The 14,478-nt window shown below is 71.7% G+C and carries 14 protein-coding genes; 9 read left to right on the forward strand and 5 right to left on the reverse strand.

Annotated elements, in window-relative coordinates:
* Positions 1 to 384: 384 nt before the first annotated feature.
* Positions 385 to 813 carry a hypothetical protein gene (locus OHS81_RS02625; protein WP_328382033.1) on the forward strand — a complete coding sequence of 143 codons (429 nt, stop codon included), beginning with the start codon at positions 385 to 387 and terminating at the stop codon, positions 811 to 813.
* Positions 814 to 921: 108 nt separating this feature from the next.
* Here the strand turns inward: OHS81_RS02625 and murJ are convergent, their stop codons facing one another.
* Together murJ and ligD are read right to left on the reverse strand one after the other, a co-directional pair.
* Positions 922 to 2,490 carry a murein biosynthesis integral membrane protein MurJ gene (gene murJ / locus OHS81_RS02630; RefSeq protein WP_443058826.1) on the reverse strand — a complete coding sequence of 523 codons (1,569 nt, stop codon included), beginning with the start codon at positions 2,488 to 2,490 and terminating at the stop codon, positions 922 to 924.
* A gap of 231 nt (positions 2,491 to 2,721) precedes the next feature.
* On the reverse strand, positions 2,722 to 3,669 hold the full coding sequence (ligD, locus tag OHS81_RS02635) for a non-homologous end-joining DNA ligase (protein ID WP_328382037.1): 948 nt from the start codon (positions 3,667 to 3,669) through the stop codon (positions 2,722 to 2,724).
* 30 nt (positions 3,670 to 3,699) lie between these two features.
* On the opposite strand from ligD, the gene ku reads away from it, so the two are divergent.
* On the forward strand, positions 3,700 to 4,824 hold the full coding sequence (gene ku / locus OHS81_RS02640; protein WP_328382039.1) for a non-homologous end joining protein Ku: 1,125 nt from the start codon (positions 3,700 to 3,702) through the stop codon (positions 4,822 to 4,824).
* A 145-nt stretch (positions 4,825 to 4,969) separates the two neighbouring features.
* Complete coding sequence (locus OHS81_RS02645; RefSeq protein ID WP_129297775.1) at positions 4,970 to 5,344, forward strand: RNA-binding S4 domain-containing protein; 375 nt, start codon at positions 4,970 to 4,972, stop codon at positions 5,342 to 5,344.
* 12 nt (positions 5,345 to 5,356) lie between these two features.
* Here the strand turns inward: OHS81_RS02645 and OHS81_RS02650 are convergent, their stop codons facing one another.
* Positions 5,357 to 5,824 carry a YchJ family protein gene (locus tag OHS81_RS02650; RefSeq protein ID WP_328382042.1) on the reverse strand — a complete coding sequence of 156 codons (468 nt, stop codon included), beginning with the start codon at positions 5,822 to 5,824 and terminating at the stop codon, positions 5,357 to 5,359.
* Positions 5,825 to 6,019: 195 nt separating this feature from the next.
* On the opposite strand from OHS81_RS02650, the gene OHS81_RS02655 reads away from it, so the two are divergent.
* Together OHS81_RS02655 and OHS81_RS02660 are read left to right on the forward strand one after the other, a co-directional pair.
* Complete coding sequence (locus OHS81_RS02655) at positions 6,020 to 6,214, forward strand: hypothetical protein (RefSeq protein ID WP_018092434.1); 195 nt, start codon at positions 6,020 to 6,022, stop codon at positions 6,212 to 6,214.
* Positions 6,215 to 6,460: 246 nt separating this feature from the next.
* Entirely contained in the window at positions 6,461 to 8,311 is a 1,851-nt protein-coding gene (locus OHS81_RS02660; protein ID WP_328382044.1) for a hypothetical protein, read from the forward strand.
* Between the two features lie 70 nt (positions 8,312 to 8,381).
* On the opposite strand, the gene OHS81_RS02665 is transcribed toward OHS81_RS02660, so the two are convergent.
* Complete coding sequence (locus tag OHS81_RS02665) at positions 8,382 to 9,887, reverse strand: SCO1417 family MocR-like transcription factor (protein WP_328382046.1); 1,506 nt, start codon at positions 9,885 to 9,887, stop codon at positions 8,382 to 8,384.
* Between the two features lie 100 nt (positions 9,888 to 9,987).
* On the opposite strand from OHS81_RS02665, the gene yczE reads away from it, so the two are divergent.
* The 4 genes from yczE to OHS81_RS02685 all read left to right on the forward strand — a co-directional run bounded on the left by yczE (position 9,988) and on the right by OHS81_RS02685 (position 13,686).
* On the forward strand, positions 9,988 to 10,671 hold the full coding sequence (gene yczE / locus OHS81_RS02670; RefSeq protein WP_328382048.1) for a membrane protein YczE: 684 nt from the start codon (positions 9,988 to 9,990) through the stop codon (positions 10,669 to 10,671).
* Positions 10,668 to 11,468, forward strand: a complete 801-nt coding sequence (locus OHS81_RS02675) for a glycerophosphodiester phosphodiesterase family protein (protein WP_328382049.1) — start codon at positions 10,668 to 10,670, stop codon at positions 11,466 to 11,468. Before yczE ends, OHS81_RS02675 begins: the two co-directional genes overlap by 4 nt.
* A 145-nt stretch (positions 11,469 to 11,613) precedes the next feature.
* Positions 11,614 to 12,996 (forward strand): MFS transporter, encoded by a 1,383-nt coding sequence (locus OHS81_RS02680; protein WP_328382051.1) that lies wholly within the window; start codon positions 11,614 to 11,616, stop codon positions 12,994 to 12,996.
* Positions 12,997 to 13,308: 312 nt separating this feature from the next.
* The gene (locus tag OHS81_RS02685) at positions 13,309 to 13,686 is read left to right on the forward strand and encodes an RNA polymerase-binding protein RbpA (protein WP_030080286.1); all 378 of its coding nucleotides are present in this window, start codon (positions 13,309 to 13,311) and stop codon (positions 13,684 to 13,686) included.
* 163 nt (positions 13,687 to 13,849) lie between these two features.
* Here the strand turns inward: OHS81_RS02685 and fxsA are convergent, their stop codons facing one another.
* Entirely contained in the window at positions 13,850 to 14,467 is a 618-nt protein-coding gene (gene fxsA / locus OHS81_RS02690; protein WP_328382054.1) for an FxsA family membrane protein, read from the reverse strand.
* Positions 14,468 to 14,478 lie beyond the last annotated feature (11 nt).

Here is a 14,478-nt window from a genome sequence, read left to right on the forward strand (position 1 = left end):
CAGGAAGCTTTCCATCGCGGTAATCACCACGGTGCGGACATCAGGGGAGAGTTATCTTTCCCACACCGCGGCAACCGAAGAATTCCGCCGAAAATGCTATTCCGGCGCAGATAGCCGATTCCTGGTCAGAAGTGCCGCACCCGGGCTGCTTTCCGTTCGGCGGCGTGGTGACGTGGTGACGTGCGGGCGGCAGCGAAATCCAGGTGGTGGACGACCGCCACCACGGGACGACGTCGCAGCGAGAGGGGCAGGCGCCCCTTGGGCTCATCGGGTGAACCCTCGTCCCGCCCGCAACCGGACGGGCGCCTTCCGGCTTCCGAAGAACTGACACCGTCTTCGCCGAAAGCCGGTGAACCCTTCGGACCGCGAGTTGTGGAGGCCGCCATGTCGCCTTTCCGCCCCACTCCCCCGCCGTACGGCGCGACGCCGGACTATGTGCTCGCTCCCCCGCGCCCCGAGGAGCGCCTCGGCGCGCCCGCGTCCCCGCACGAACCGCCGCGCCCGTCCCCCGCCGCGCACCCCTTCCTCCCGCCGCCCCGCCCGGAGGACCGGCTGCCCTTCGAACCGCCGCAGCCGTACGGTCTGTCCGTTCCCCCGTTTCCCGAGGAGCAGCGGCAGGGGCCGGTGGCGATGCCCGATTACCGGCGGCTGGACCTCCACGCCGCCTTGACCGCGGCCGGTGTCGCTCCGGCGGACGGGGACCTGGCCGCCCTGGCGGAGATCGCGAGCCTGGGTGACACCACCGTCGGTGCTGTCATCGGCTGGCTGGCGGCCGCCGCGCAGACGTCCTGGCCGCGGTCGCGCGCGGTGTGAGCGAGCCCGCCGGCCAGGTCACCGCAGACCGGGCCACTGCAGACCTGGTCACCGCAGACCGGGGCACCACCTACCGGGCCACTGCGGACCTGGCCACTGCAGACCTGCTCACCGCAGTCCGGGCAGGCTGCGCAGCTCACCGATCTTCAGGGCACGGGCCAGGGCCAGGAAGATCAGCGCCATGCCGATACCGCCGGCGGCCAGGCCCAGGACGGGGGTCCAGGCCGCCGGGACGGGCACGCCGGAGCAGGCCCGGGCCGCGAGCCAGCCGACCGCCGCGGCCGTGGCGGCGGCCCCGGTCAGCTTGCCGTAGGTGCGGCACAGGCGCCGGCCGTCGAGACGGCCGGAGAGCCGCCGGCGCAGCAGCAGTGCGGTGACCAGCAGCCCGATGCCATACGCAAGGGCGTAGGCCGCGGCCATACCGGTCACCGCCCAGCGGGCGGGCAGCAGCAGATGACACCCGGTGGCCAGGGCGATGTTGACGGCCGCGATCCAGACGGCCATCCAGAACGGCGTGCGGGTGTCCTCGAAGGCATAGAAGCCGCGCAGCAGCAGGTACTGGGCGGAGTACGGGATCAGACCGAGCCCGAAGGCCTGCAGCATGTGCCCGGCGGGCACGGCCGATGCGGTGTCCACGGTGCCGTGCGCGAACAGGAGCTGGGCGGTCTGCGGGCCGAGCGCGAGGAAGAAGAAGGCGGCCGGAACGATCACGACGCCGCTGACGCGCAGCCCACGGGAGAGGTCGGCGCGCAGCTCGTCCAGACGGTTTTCGGCGACCGCCCGGCTCATCCTCGGCAGCAGCGCCGTCACCAGCGAGACGGTGACGATCGACTGCGGCAGCGTCCAGATGAGCTGGGCATAGCTGTAGACGGTGTATCCGACGCCCGCGGTGGGCAGTTGCTGGTCGGCGGCGACGGCGTAGTGCGTGACGACGACCATCGCGGCCAGATTGGCGAGCACGAACAGCAGGGTCCAGCGGGCGGCCGTGATGCTCTTGCGCAGACCGGTGCCACGCCAGTCGAAGCGCGGCCGGAAGCGGAAGCCGGCGGCGCGGACGAAGGGGATCAGGGCCAGGCCCTGTACCGCGATGCCACCGGTGGTGACGATGCCGAGGAAGTCGATCTGGCCGGGGCTGATGTCCTCGATACGGTCGGGGCCGGCCAGCAGGCCGAGGTAGATCCCGAACATCGTGATCAGCACGGCGTTGTTGAGGACCGGCGTCCACATCATCGCGCCGAACTTGTTCCGGGCGTTGAGGACTTGGCCGAAGATGAAGAAGAGGCCGTAGAAGAAGAGCTGCGGCAGCAGGAACCGGGCGAACACCACGGTGAGTTCGAAGGCGGCGTGGTGCCCGGGTGTGTCCGGTGTGAAGACGGCGACGATCTGCGGCGCGGCCCAGAGCGACAGCACGGTGCCCACCGCCAGCACGCTCAGGACCAGGGTGACCAGGCGCTGTTCATGGGCCCGGCCGCCGTCCGCGTGCTCCGCCCTGGCGCGTACCAGCTGCGGCACCAGCACCGAGTTCAGCGCGCCGCCGATCAGCAGGGTGTAGATGCTCATCGGGACCATGTTGGCGGTGTTGTACGTCGTGGCGAGCAGGCCGGTGCCGAGTGCGGCCGCCTGGAGCACCTGCCGGATCATCCCCGTGCCGCGGGAGACCACGGTCCCCAGCGCCATCAGGAGTGAGGAACGCTGCAGACCTCCGCCCTCGCCGCCCCGTTTTCCCGCGGCGTGCCGGCGCCGCCCCGGGCGCGGCGCACGCCCGTCCGGTTCTCCCTCGTCCGGTTCCCCCTCGTTGCCGGGCGCCGGTCCGTCGCCGGCGCTCCCGTCGTCCGTCCACCGGTCCGGCAGACGTAGCGGCAGTGTGTCGTGTGGCGTGTGTGGTGTCCCCTCCAGCATGCCGCCAATCTACGTCGAACCCCGGCCGGGCCCGGGCCGGTTGGGCGCCGCGGGCGCACGCGGGGGTGCGGCGCGCGGCAGTGGCCGGGCCCGGCCGGGGTCGAGGAGCGGGCCGAGCAGGTCGCCGTGGTGTGCGAGGCGGGGTGCGATCTCGTCGAAGAGGAAGGTGAGTTGCCGTGGATCGGTGCACTCGGTGATCTCGTCCCGCGTGACGGGGGTCGAGACGGTGGGGGTGGGGCGGGCACGCAGCGTGTAGGCGGCGGCGGTGGTCTTGGCGGCGGCGTTCTGGGAGAAGTCGAGGAAGACCTTGCCGGGGCGCAGGGCCTTGGTCATCTTGGGCACGACAAGGTCCGGAAGGGCCGCCGCGGCCTCGACGGCGAGGGTCTTGGCGTATGCGGTGGTCCGCTCGGAGGGGGTGGGTTCGATGGGCACGATGAGGTGCAGCCCCTTGGAGCCGCTGGTCTTCGCGCAGACCTCCAGGCCGTCGGCGGCCAGCCGCTCGTACAGCCACTGCGCCGCGGCACAGCACTCCACGATGGTGGCCGGGGCGCCGGGATCGAGATCGAGGACGAGGCGGTCCGCAAGGCCGGGAGCCCGGCACTTCCACTGCGGGGTGTGCAGTTCGACGACCAGGTTCGCGGCCCAGACCAGCGAGGGGAGGTCCTGCAGCAGAACCTGCCGGGCGGGCCCGGACGTCGAGTGGGGGACCTCGCAGGTCTTCACCCAGGAGGGTGCGCCGGGCGGCACGTTCTTGGTGAAGAAGCACTGGCCTTCCGGCCCGTCGGGGTAGCGCAGGAAGGAGAGCGGCCGGTCGTGGAGGTGGGCGAGCAGCGGGCCGGCGACGGTGGTGCAGTAGTGCAGCACCTCGCCCTTGGTGGTGGCGGTCTCGGCGTAGAGCACCTTGTCCAGGTTGGTCAGCGGAAGGCGCCGCCCCTCCACGTCGGTGATAGGCGACATACGATGAGAATCCCACATAAGGGATAAACGATGCGATCTATCTGGAACGGCTCCATCTCGTTCGGTCTGGTCACCATCCCCGTGAAGACCTACAGCGCCACCGACCGCACCTCGTCGGTCTCTTTCGTGCGCATTCACGAGAAGGACGGCGCGCAGGTCCACTACCGGAAGATCTGCGAGCTGGACGGCGAGGAGGTCCCGAACGAGGAGGTCGGCAAGGGCTATCAGCCGCCGGGCGACGAGACCGTCGTACCGATCACCGACGACGATCTGTCCCAGCTGCCGATGCCGACCGCCAAGACGCTGTCCATCCTGTCCTTCGTCGACCCCGCCGAGATCGATCCGCTCCAGATGGACAAGGCCTACTACCTGGGTCCCAACGGAGCGACCGCCGCCAAGCCGTACACCCTGCTGCGGGAGGCGCTGGAGCACCACCGGAAGGTCGCGGTCGGCAAGGTGGCGATGCGGGGGCGGGAGTCGCTGGCGATGCTGCGGGCGTACGACCGGGCGATCGTGATGCATACGCTGCTGTGGCCCGATCAGATCCGGTCCGCCACCGGGGTGGCACCCGACGATGTCGAGCTTCGCGAGAACGAGCTGACGCTGGCCGAGACCCTGATGGATTCCCTGGGCGAGCTGGACCCCGCCGAACTCCACGACGACTACCGCGAGGCCGTCGAGGAGCTGGTGGCCGCCAAGGTGGAGGGCGAGGAACCGGCCGCCCCCGCCGCGTCGGGCAGCTCCGGCGCCCAGGTCATCGATCTCACGGCGGCCCTGGAGAAGAGCGTGCGGGCGGCGCAGGGCGGCGGGGATCCCGGCACCCGGGCGGGGTCGGCGTCCGTGACCTCCCTACGGGGGCGGAAGCCGGCGAAGAAGAAGGCTGAGGCCGGGCCGCGCACCTCCGGGCGGAGCGGCACTCCGGCGCAGCAGGCGGCGAAGAAGACCAGCTCCGGCTCGGCCACCGCAAAGAAGGCCCCCGGCAAAAGGACGGCGGCCGCGGCGAAGACCTCCGGCGGACGGACGAAGGCCGCTTCACCGGCCAAGAAGACCGGCACGAGCACCCGCGCCTCGGCCGCCGGCGCCGCCACGAAGAAGGCATCGAAGGGCACCGCCAAGAAGGCGACGGGCGGGAAGGCGGGCCGGAAGACGGGGTGACGGTCGTCGGCGGCGGACGGGTATGGGGGCACGCGTTGGGCAGACACGTACGGCGAGCCGAAGCGGCCCCGGGCCACCGGGCCGTAGGGGACACCCCCGGGCCGTCGGGCCACCGCTCGCCGGGCGCCCGTTCTAGAGTCTTGGTATGGCTTCAGACGAGGGGACCACCCGCATCGACAGCTGGATCTGGTCGGTACGGCTCACCAAGACGCGGTCGCTGGCCGCGGCGGCCTGTCGCGCGGGACACGTACGGGTCAACGGCGAACGGGTGAAGCCGGCCCATGCGGTGCGCAACGGCGACGAGGTGCGGCTGCGGCACGCGGGCCGGGAGCGGATCGTGGTGGTCTCGCGGCTGGTGCGCAAGCGGGTAGGCGCGGCCGTTGCCGCCGAGTGCTTCATCGACAACAGTCCGCCGGTCCCGCCACGCGAGGAGGTTCCGGTGATCGCACTGCGCGAACGCGGCACCGGACGGCCCACCAAGCGCGACCGCCGCGAGATCGACCAGCTGCGCGGGCTCTGAACCGGGCAGCGCCTACGTGGACGGCAGAGCGTCGAGATAGACCCACTCGCCGTTCTCGCGGACGAAGCGGCTGTGCTCGTACTGGCTGTCGGCGTGGCCGCGCAGGGTGAAGTGGGCGCGGAATTCCACGGTGCCCTCGGCGTGGAAGGCGCTGCCGCCGGTGGTGCCGAGGATGTCCAGGCCGCTCCAGCGCCGGTCCGGTTCGAGGTCGAGACTGCCGGGGCGGGTCGTCGGGTGCCAGGTGCGCAGCAGGTATCCGGTGTCACCGACGGCGAAGGCGCTGTAGCGCGAGCGCATCAGGCGCTCCGCGGTCGGGGCGGTGGCGCTCCCCTGGTGGAAGGGGGCGCAGCAGTCGCCGTAGGCCTCGGTGCGTCCGCACGGGCACGGTGAGGCAGCGGTGACAGCGGCGGCCGGGCGGCGCGGCGCGCCCTTCGGCTTGCTCGACTTCTTCGGCCTGTTCGGCTTGTTCGGCTTCGACACCCCACGATTGTGCCGGGTCGGCGGAGCGGGACCGCGACACGCCCAGCACACGCCGGAGCGGCACGCCCTGGAGATGCACCCATTTGGGGAATTTCCACGACAAATCACCCATTTGCAGCTTTTCCTGGCTTGATACGTGCTGTGAGGCTGGAAGAACTCATGGTGTCCGTCCCCACCACCCAGGAGAGAACCCCCATGATTCTGTCCATCTCCGGCGTCGTCCTGCTCGGTGTCATCGTCTTCCTCTTCTTCCGCAAAGACGGCCTGAAGTTGTCGCATGCACTGGTCTCCGCGCTCTTCGGGTTCTATCTCGCCAGCTCCGCCATCGCCCCCAGCATCAAGGCCGGCGGGGCGAGCCTGGCGAGCCTCCTCGGGGGGATCAAGATCTAGGGCTGTCCGGTCGTCATCCGCCGTCCGGAGTCGTCATCCGTTGTTCCGGTGGTCCGGAGTCGTCATCCACTGTCCGGAGTCGTCATCCGGTGCCACTCCACGGGTCCCGCCCGAACGGACCGCACCACCTCCCGTCCGGGCGGCTCCGCATGCAGCACGCTCCCGGCTCGCCGCCCACACCGAGCCGCCCCCCCCACGAGCTCCCCCACGCCCCCGCGACCACCGCTACGAGCAACAGGAGACGATGTGGCCCGTCGACCGCTGCCCCGCATCCTGACCGACAGCGCACCGCTCGCCCGCATGGCCCACAGCACCTCGCTCACCCGCAGCCGGGAACTCGCGCGGACCGCCGCCGACAGCGCCTGTGACGTGCTCCATCCGCTGATCACCATCGGCCGGGGACTGCGCCGGCTGGCTGCGGCAGGCCGGGGACGCTGGGTCGACACGCCCCGGGAGAACCGCGGTCCGCTGGCCTTCTTCGTCGGCGCGTGTGTGCTGGTCATGTGCCTGGTCCCGTACGGTCCGCTGCTCGCCCTGATCGCGGTGATGGGCGCGGGCGCCTGGGCGGGACGGGAGCGTACGCCCGTCGAAACCGGGCCCGGAGAGGCCGAGCGCGAGCGGCTGCAGGCGCTCTACGAGGCGCTGGTGCCGTACTTCTCCGTCGAGGGCGACCCCAGCCCCCTCTACGCGCACGACGGTGGCTGGGAGCGGGCCTTCACCGAGCACGTCTTCGACGACAGCGGGCGGATCGAACGGCTGCAGCTGAAGTACCCGGCGTACTTCACCGACGGTGAGGACCAGTCCCGGGTCCGCATCGAGCAGGTGCTGTACGCCAAGGCGGGCCGTGGCCGCGAGTACCACTTCGGGTGGGACGAGCTGGCCAATCAGCTCACCGTGACCGTGCTCGAAGCGCTGCCCGCCGATATCGGAGCGCAGCGCTTCGTCACCTCACCGGGCGAGACGGTGCTCGGGTTCACCGACGCGGACGCCGTCCAGCGGACCCTGCCGGTCACCGCCGGGGAGGAGACGCGCGATGCGCCGCCGGTGGTCTGGCGTACCGGGCCGCGCTCCACCGAACCGCATCTGCTCGTCCTGGGGCAGCCGGGGACGGGCGCCACGACCCTGCTGCGCTCGATTGCGCTGCAGGCGCTGGAGCACGGAGATGTGCTGGTCATCGACGGCGGCGGCACCGGTGAGTACGGCGCCCTGTCCGGACGCCGTGGGGTACTGGGGGTGGAGAGCGGCCTTGCGGGGGCGCTGGCGGCCCTGGAGTGGGCGTCCCACGAGACCGAACGGCGGCTGATCGCGGCGAACCGGGCCCGGCAGGCCGGCCGGCCGGCGCCGGAGGACACCCGGCGGCCCCTGTGGATCCTCGCGGACCGTCCGACGGCGCTGGCCCATGTGGCGGTCGCGGAGGGCCGGGACGATCCGCAGCGGTGGCTGCAGACGCCGCTGCGGCACGGCCGGGCCGCCCGGATCACGGTGGTCGTGGCCGACCAGTTCGAGAGCGCCGAGCTGCTGAGCGAGCCCGTACGGGCGCACACCAAGGCGCGGGTGGTGCTCGGCCCCGCCACGGCGGAGGAGGTACGGGCGGTGCTCGGAGCGCCGCCGCACACCACGCCGACCGCGAGCGTCCCACCGGGCCGCGGCTATGTGCGCCTGGGATCCGCTCCGGTACTGCGCCTCCAGGTGCCGGCCACGCCCGATCCGCTCGACGACGCCACGGGGCAGGCGCTGCGGCAGGCCGTCCTGTCGCTGCTGCCGGAGCGTACGGTCCCGGCCGACGGGGCGGGGACGGCCACGACGGCGACCGACGGCGGGCAGGGTGACGTGGACGCGTCCGCGGATACCGGCCGGCGGGTGAACATCAGCAAGTCCGGCGACGCCGACGCGGCGGAGCCGCACCGCGAAACCGTGCCGGCCGGCGACGCCGCGGGGACCGGCGACACCGAGACGACCGGAGCGGCACCGGACGCCGGAGCGGCCGGGCCCCCCGCCGGGCCGGTGGGCGCGGCGGGGGGCCGGGTACGGACCGTCAAGGGTGGCGCATCCCGCGTGGTCAACGGGTCGGTGGAGGCCGTCCCCACCGAGGGGTGAGGCCTGCGCCCCAAGGGCCGCCCCTAGGGCCGCCCCGAGGGCCCCGAAGGGCCGGCCCGCTGATCAGCCGTCAGGCCACGAACGCATGCCGCATCTCCGTGTCCACGGGTGCGCCCGTCGCCACCAGTCGCGCGGCGCCGGCCAGCCGGACCGCGGCCTCTTCGGCGACGGCTCCGCTGACCGTGAAGGGCAGCCGTACGAAGCCCTCGAAGGCACCGTCGACACCGAACCTCGGGCCGGAGGGCACCCGCACCCCGAGCCGCTCCCCCGCCTCCGCGATCCGGGAGCCGGAGAGTCCGCCCGTACGCGCCCAGAGAGTGAGGCCGCCGCGGGGAACGCTGAACTCCCAGTCGGGGAGGTGCCGGTGCAGCGCCTCGACGATCGCGTCGCGGTTCTCGCGGGCCTGCTCGCGGCGGATGCCGACGGCCGCTTCCCAGCCGTCGCCCTCCAGGAGCGAGGCGATGGCGAGCTGTTCGAGCACCGGTGAGCCCAGGTCGGAGTAGGCGCGGGCGGCGACCAGACTGCGGATGATGTCGGGGGCGGCACGCACCCAGCCGATCCGCATCCCGGCCCAGAACGCCTTGCTCGCCGAGCCGACCGTGATCACGGCGCTGCCGGCGGGGTCGAACGCGCACACCTGACGGGGCGGTGCGGTGTCCTCGTCCAGCCGGAGTTCGGTCATGGTCTCGTCGACGACGAGCAGGGTGCCGGCCGACCGGGCGGCATCGACGAGGCGCCGGCGCTGGTCCTCGGTGGCAAGGGTGCCGGTGGGGTTGTGGAAATCGGCGACGACATACGCCATACGGGGCGCGGCATCACGCATCACCTGGCGCCAGACGGGGATGTCCCAGCCGGCCAGCTTGTCGGCGAGCGCGACCGGAACGAGCCGGGCGCCGGCGTCCCGCATCAGCTGGAGGATGTTGGCGTACGACGGGGAGTCGACGGCCACCCGCTCACCGGGGCTCGTACACAGCCGGCAGATCGCGGCCACCGCACCCATCGCGCCCGTGGTCACCATGATCTGCTCGGGCATGGTGGGGATCCCGCGGGCGGTGTAGCGGTCGGCGAGGGCCTGGCGGAGGACGGGCAGACCGGCGGGGTAGTCGCCGTGGGTGTGGGCGTAGAGCGGAAGGTCGGCCATCGCGCCCTGGAAGGCGCGGGTGAGCCACGGCTCGGGAGCCGGGAGGGCGGCGCAGCCCAGGTCGATCATGGAGCCGGCGGCTTCCGGGGGCAGCGGTTCCAGGCCGCGGGTGGGCAGCGGGTTGCCGGCCGGGACGGCGGTCCAACTGCCCGAGCCGCGCCGGGACTCCAGGAATCCCTCGGCGCGCAGCGCTTCATAGGCGGCGGCGACGGTGGTGCGGCTCACGCCCACGGCCGTGGCCAGCTCGCGCTCGGCGGGCAGGCGCGCGGCGACCGGCACCCGGCCCTCCAGCACGAGCCGGCGGATGCCGTCGGCAAGGCTGCGATAGGCCGGCAAACGGCGTCCGGCGGCGGTGAGTTGAGCCTCGCACGGGTCCTGCGACCGGAGCAGCCGGGCGAGTTGGGGTGCACCCACCGCTGAAGTCCACTGAGCCATGAAGATCAGTCCACCTTCCCCGAATTGGCTCTACTTCGCGAGCCCGGACCTGCCACATGGTGTCATGCGTCGGTCCAATCCTGCCAGGAGGGGGAAATTCATGTCCATATTCAGGGAAACCGGACCGGGGAGGAGGCTGCCGGTGCGCCGGCTGGTCCAGCTCTTCGCGGGACTGACGCTGTACGGCGCGAGCATGGGGCTGATGCTGCGGGCCGGGCTCGGCCTGGAACCATGGAGCGTGTTGAACCAGGGCATTTCCCGCCATACGGGGCTGTCGATCGGCACGGTCACCATCGTCGCCGGAGCGCTGATCCTGCTGCTGTGGATCCCGCTGCGCCAGCGTCCCGGCCTCGGCACGGTGGCCAACGTGGTGATCCTCGGACTGGTGATGGACGCGACGCTGGCCTGGATGCCGCAGCTGCACTCGCTGACCGCCCGTATCCCGCTGCTGGCGGGCGCCATCCTGCTCAACGGTGCCGCGACCGGCCTGTACATTTCCGCCGATTTCGGTCCGGGACCCCGGGACGGGCTGATGACCGGGCTGCATCTGCGGACCGGCCGTCCGGTGCGGCTGGTGCGCACCTGCATCGAGGTGACGGTGCTGGCCGGCGGCTTCCTGCTCGGCGGCTCCGTCGGGGTCGGCACGGTGGTCTATGCGCTGGCCATCGGGCCGCTGGCGCAGTTCTTCCTGCGGCGCTTCGCGATCAAGGACCGGCCCGTGAAGCCCTCACCGGTAGTGGCCCGCGGAGGTGCTTCACCCGAGCACGCAATACTGCCGGAGTGACCCCAGCGATACGCACCCGCCACAGCTATCTCGACCACCCCGTGCCGCTCCCCTTCGCCCACCGGGGCGGGGCGGCCGAGGGCCTGGAGAACACCGCCGCCGCCTTCCGCCGCGCGGTCGGCCTCGGCTACCGCTATCTGGAAACCGATGTGCATGCCACCTCGGACGGAGAGCTCGTCGCCTTCCACGACGCGACGCTCGACCGCGTCACCGACTCCCGTGGCGCGATCGGGCAGCTCCCCTGGCGGGCGGTGCGACAGGCCCGCGTCGGCAGTCACGAGCCGCTGCCGCTGTTCGAGGAGCTGCTGGAGGAGTTCCCCGAGGCGCGCTGGAACGTCGACCTCAAGGCCGACGCCGCGCTCGCTCCGCTGCTCGCCCTGCTGCGCCGCACGAACGCCTGGGACCGGGTGTGCGTCGGCTCGTTCTCGGAGGCCCGGGTGGCCCGCGCCCAGCGGCTGGCCGGACGCCGGATGGCGACCTCACTCGGTACCCGCGGCGTGGCCGGCCTGCGGCTGCGGTCGTACGGCCGCGGGGTGCTGCCGCTGGACCGGCTGCTGGGTGCGGCGGTGCGGCGCAGCGCGGTCTGCGTCCAGGTTCCCGAGCGGCAGTCCGGCCTTCCCGTCGTCGACCCGCTCTTCCTGCGCGCCGCGCACGCGCTGGGCATGCAGGTCCACGTCTGGACGGTCAATGACGCGGACCGGATGGCGGCGCTCCTGGACCTCGGCGTGGATGGCATCATGACGGACCACATCGAGACGCTGCGGACGGTGCTGACCGAGCGAGGGTGCTGGGTCTGACGGGGCGAGGATGCCGGTGCCGACCGGGCGAGGATGCGGGTTCCAGGGGCGTCGCGAGCCGGACGGCAGATGCGGACGCACCCGGTTCCGGGTCCGCCGGCCGTCGTCCGCCGCCGTGAACGGGGACAGGAAGACGGGGGTGGGCGTGGAGAGCACACAAGCCGTGGCCGGGGGCGTGGCCGAGGGCGGCGACGAGACGGCCGCCCGGCGCCGTGAACAACGCGGCTGGTACTGGTACGACTGGGCCAACAGCGTCTATTCGACGACCGTGCTGACCGTGTTCCTGGGGCCGTATCTGACCTCGGTGGCGAAAGCCGCTGCGGACGCGGACGGCTTTGTGCATCCCCTGGGCCTTCCGGTGCGCGCGGGCTCCTTCTATGCGTATGCGGTGTCCGCGTCGCTGCTGCTGTCCGTGCTGGCGATGCCGCTCGCCGGAGCGCTGGCCGACCGGACCGGCCGGAAGAAGCCGCTGCTGGGCTGCTGCGCCTACGTGGGCGCCGCCGCGACGACGGGGATGTTCTTCCTGGGCGGCGACCGCTATCTGCTGGGCGGGGCGCTGCTGGTCATCGCGAATGTTGCGTTCGTGGTGTCGATGATGCTCTACAACTCCTTCCTGCCGCAGATCGCCCGGCCCGACGAACGGGACGCGGTCTCCTCCCGTGGCTGGGCGTTCGGCTACGCGGCCGGAGCGCTGGTCCTGGTCGCCAACCTGGTGCTCTACGGCGCGCACGACTCCTTCGGCCTGTCCACGGGCGCCGCGGTGCGCATCTGCCTGGCGTCGGCGGGGCTGTGGTGGGGCGCGTTCTCGGTGATTCCGCTGCGCCGGCTGCGCGACCGGCGGGCGGCCGCCGCCAAGCAGCCCACCGGGCCCGGCGCCGCCGGGCTCGGCCGGGGACGGCAGCAGCTGCGGGAGACGCTGCGCCACATGCGCCGCCATCCCCTCACCCTCTCCTTCCTCCTCGCCTACCTCGTCTACAACGACGGCGTACAGACGGTGATCACCCAGGCCTCCGTGTACGGGTCCGAGGAGCTGGGCCTGGACCAGACGACGCTGATCGTGGCGGTCCTGCTGGTCCAGGTGCTGGCCGCGGCGGGCGCCCTGCTGATGGGACGCCTGGCCGGACGGTACGGCGCACAGCGGACGATCCTGGGCTCCCTGGTGGCGTGGGTGCTGACGCTCGCGGCCGGCTACTTCCTGCCCGCGAAGGCGCCCGGGTGGTTCTTCGGGCTGGCCGCGGGCATCGGTCTGGTCCTGGGCGGAAGCCAGGCGTTGTCCCGTTCGTTGTTCTCCCATCTGGTGCCGCGCGGCAAAGAAGCGGAATATTTTTCCGCGTACGAGATGAGCGACCGGGGCGTGAGCTGGCTGGGGCCGCTGGTGTTCGGGGTGGCCTACCAGCTCACCGGGAGCTACCGGGATGCGATCGCGTCCCTGGTGGCGTTCTTTTTGATCGGTTTTGTCCTGTTGGCGAGGGTGCCGGTGGGACGGGCGATCGCCGCGGCGGGAAATCCTGTACCTGACCGGATTTAGCCCCAGGGCGTGCGGGCCGGTAGTGTACGCCTTTGGCTCACCAGGCGGACCGTTACTGCGCGCTTCACTCTCGATGGCGCTGGGTGACATCTGCTGCCAGATGTGACAAACCGGGCGCTGGTGGGTACAACAAGGGGCGGCACGAAGGAAGGCAGCGGCGCACAGCGCCTCCATCATGGGCGGTGGTGGGCGACGGGTGGGCGCATGTCCCGAATTTCGAATACGGGAATCTTCACCGCCGACCGGACGTTGACCGGATGACGACGACAGCGACACCTGTCCTGTGGGCGACAAGCCCGGGAGGCACGATTCATGAGTGAGCGAGCTCTCCGCGGCACGCGACTCGTGGTGACCAGCTACGAGACCGACCGCGGCATCGACCTGGCCCCGCGCCAGGCGGTGGAGTACGCATGCGAGAACGGACATCGATTTGAGATGCCGTTCTCGGTTGAGGCCGAGATTCCGCCGGAGTGGGAGTGCAAGGTATGCGGTGCACCTTCGCTTCTGGTGGATGGCGATGGCCCTGAGGAAAAGAAGGGTAAGCCCGCGCGTACGCACTGGGACATGCTCATGGAGCGGCGCACCCGCGAGGAGTTGGAGGAGGTGCTGGCCGAACGGCTGGCCGTCCTGCGCTCCGGCACCATGAACATTGCCGTGCATCCGCGCGACAGCAACCGCAAGTCCGCCTGACAACGGGCCTGCGCCAAGCAGCACGAAGGGCCGGGGCCACTGCACTGTGCAGTGGCCCCGGCCCTTGCTGCGTCCGCACCCGCATGCACCGGGCGTGCGCATGCGCTCGGCGGCCCGCACACGCCGGGCGTCGTCGCCGCACGCATCGAGCGCCCGCGTGCGATCAGCCGGTCAGCGGCGGGTCCTGGCGGCGCGGGGAAGAGGGCTCGTCCTCGTGGATGACCTCCCCCTGGACGACCTTGCCGTCGGGCCGGTGCATCCGGGCCTGCTGGAAGGCATCGCCGAACGAGCCCGGGGCGTAGCCCGCCCGCCGGTTCAGCAGCTTTTCGGCACGGCGCTGGATCAGCTTCCCGGTCGGCGGGAAGAGGCAGAGCAGCCCCATGGCGTCGGACACCAGCCCGGGGATCATCAGCAACAGCCCGCCGGCCATCGGGAGCGTATTGCCGCTGCCGGTTTTGCCGTCGCCGGGTTTGCCCGTGCCTGAGGCGCCGTTGCCGGACGCAGCGGAGTTGCCGGGAGCCGCCGGGCCGCCGGTGGTCTGCAAGCTTTCGGTGAGGTTGCGCCAGGCACGACGGCCGGCCCGTTTGACCACATAGCCGCCGATGATCACTCCGGCGACCAGCAGAAGAAAGACCGTCAGGCCGTTGGTGGCCCCGGCGACCACGGTCAGCAGCCAGATCTCCAGCACCAGCCAGGCGGCGATGCCCAAGGGGACGAACCGGCGGGCGCGCGAGCGCTGGGGCGGGCGGGAACTCGGCGGTGGCGTGGCTCCGAACGTCATGCCTCAAGTGT

The organism is Streptomyces sp. NBC_00400, assembly GCF_036048035.1.
Lineage (GTDB): Bacteria > Actinomycetota > Actinomycetes > Streptomycetales > Streptomycetaceae > Streptomyces.

What these genes read in the sequence shown, in the direction of transcription:
- fxsA (WP_328382054.1), bottom strand. Translation starts at nt 14,467, where the DNA reads ATGACGTTCGGAGCCACGCCACCGCCGAGTTCCCGCCCGCCCCAGCGC.
- OHS81_RS02625 (WP_328382033.1), top strand. Translation starts at nt 385, where the DNA reads ATGTCGCCTTTCCGCCCCACTCCCCCGCCGTACGGCGCGACGCCGGAC.
- OHS81_RS02685 (WP_030080286.1), top strand. Translation starts at nt 13,309, where the DNA reads ATGAGTGAGCGAGCTCTCCGCGGCACGCGACTCGTGGTGACCAGCTAC.
- OHS81_RS02645 (WP_129297775.1), top strand. Translation starts at nt 4,970, where the DNA reads ATGGCTTCAGACGAGGGGACCACCCGCATCGACAGCTGGATCTGGTCG.
- yczE (WP_328382048.1), top strand. Translation starts at nt 9,988, where the DNA reads ATGTCCATATTCAGGGAAACCGGACCGGGGAGGAGGCTGCCGGTGCGC.
- ligD (WP_328382037.1), bottom strand. Translation starts at nt 3,669, where the DNA reads ATGTCGCCTATCACCGACGTGGAGGGGCGGCGCCTTCCGCTGACCAAC.
- murJ (WP_443058826.1), bottom strand. Translation starts at nt 2,490, where the DNA reads ATGGCGCTGGGGACCGTGGTCTCCCGCGGCACGGGGATGATCCGGCAG.
- OHS81_RS02665 (WP_328382046.1), bottom strand. Translation starts at nt 9,887, where the DNA reads ATGGCTCAGTGGACTTCAGCGGTGGGTGCACCCCAACTCGCCCGGCTG.
- ku (WP_328382039.1), top strand. Translation starts at nt 3,700, where the DNA reads ATGCGATCTATCTGGAACGGCTCCATCTCGTTCGGTCTGGTCACCATC.
- OHS81_RS02655 (WP_018092434.1), top strand. Translation starts at nt 6,020, where the DNA reads ATGATTCTGTCCATCTCCGGCGTCGTCCTGCTCGGTGTCATCGTCTTC.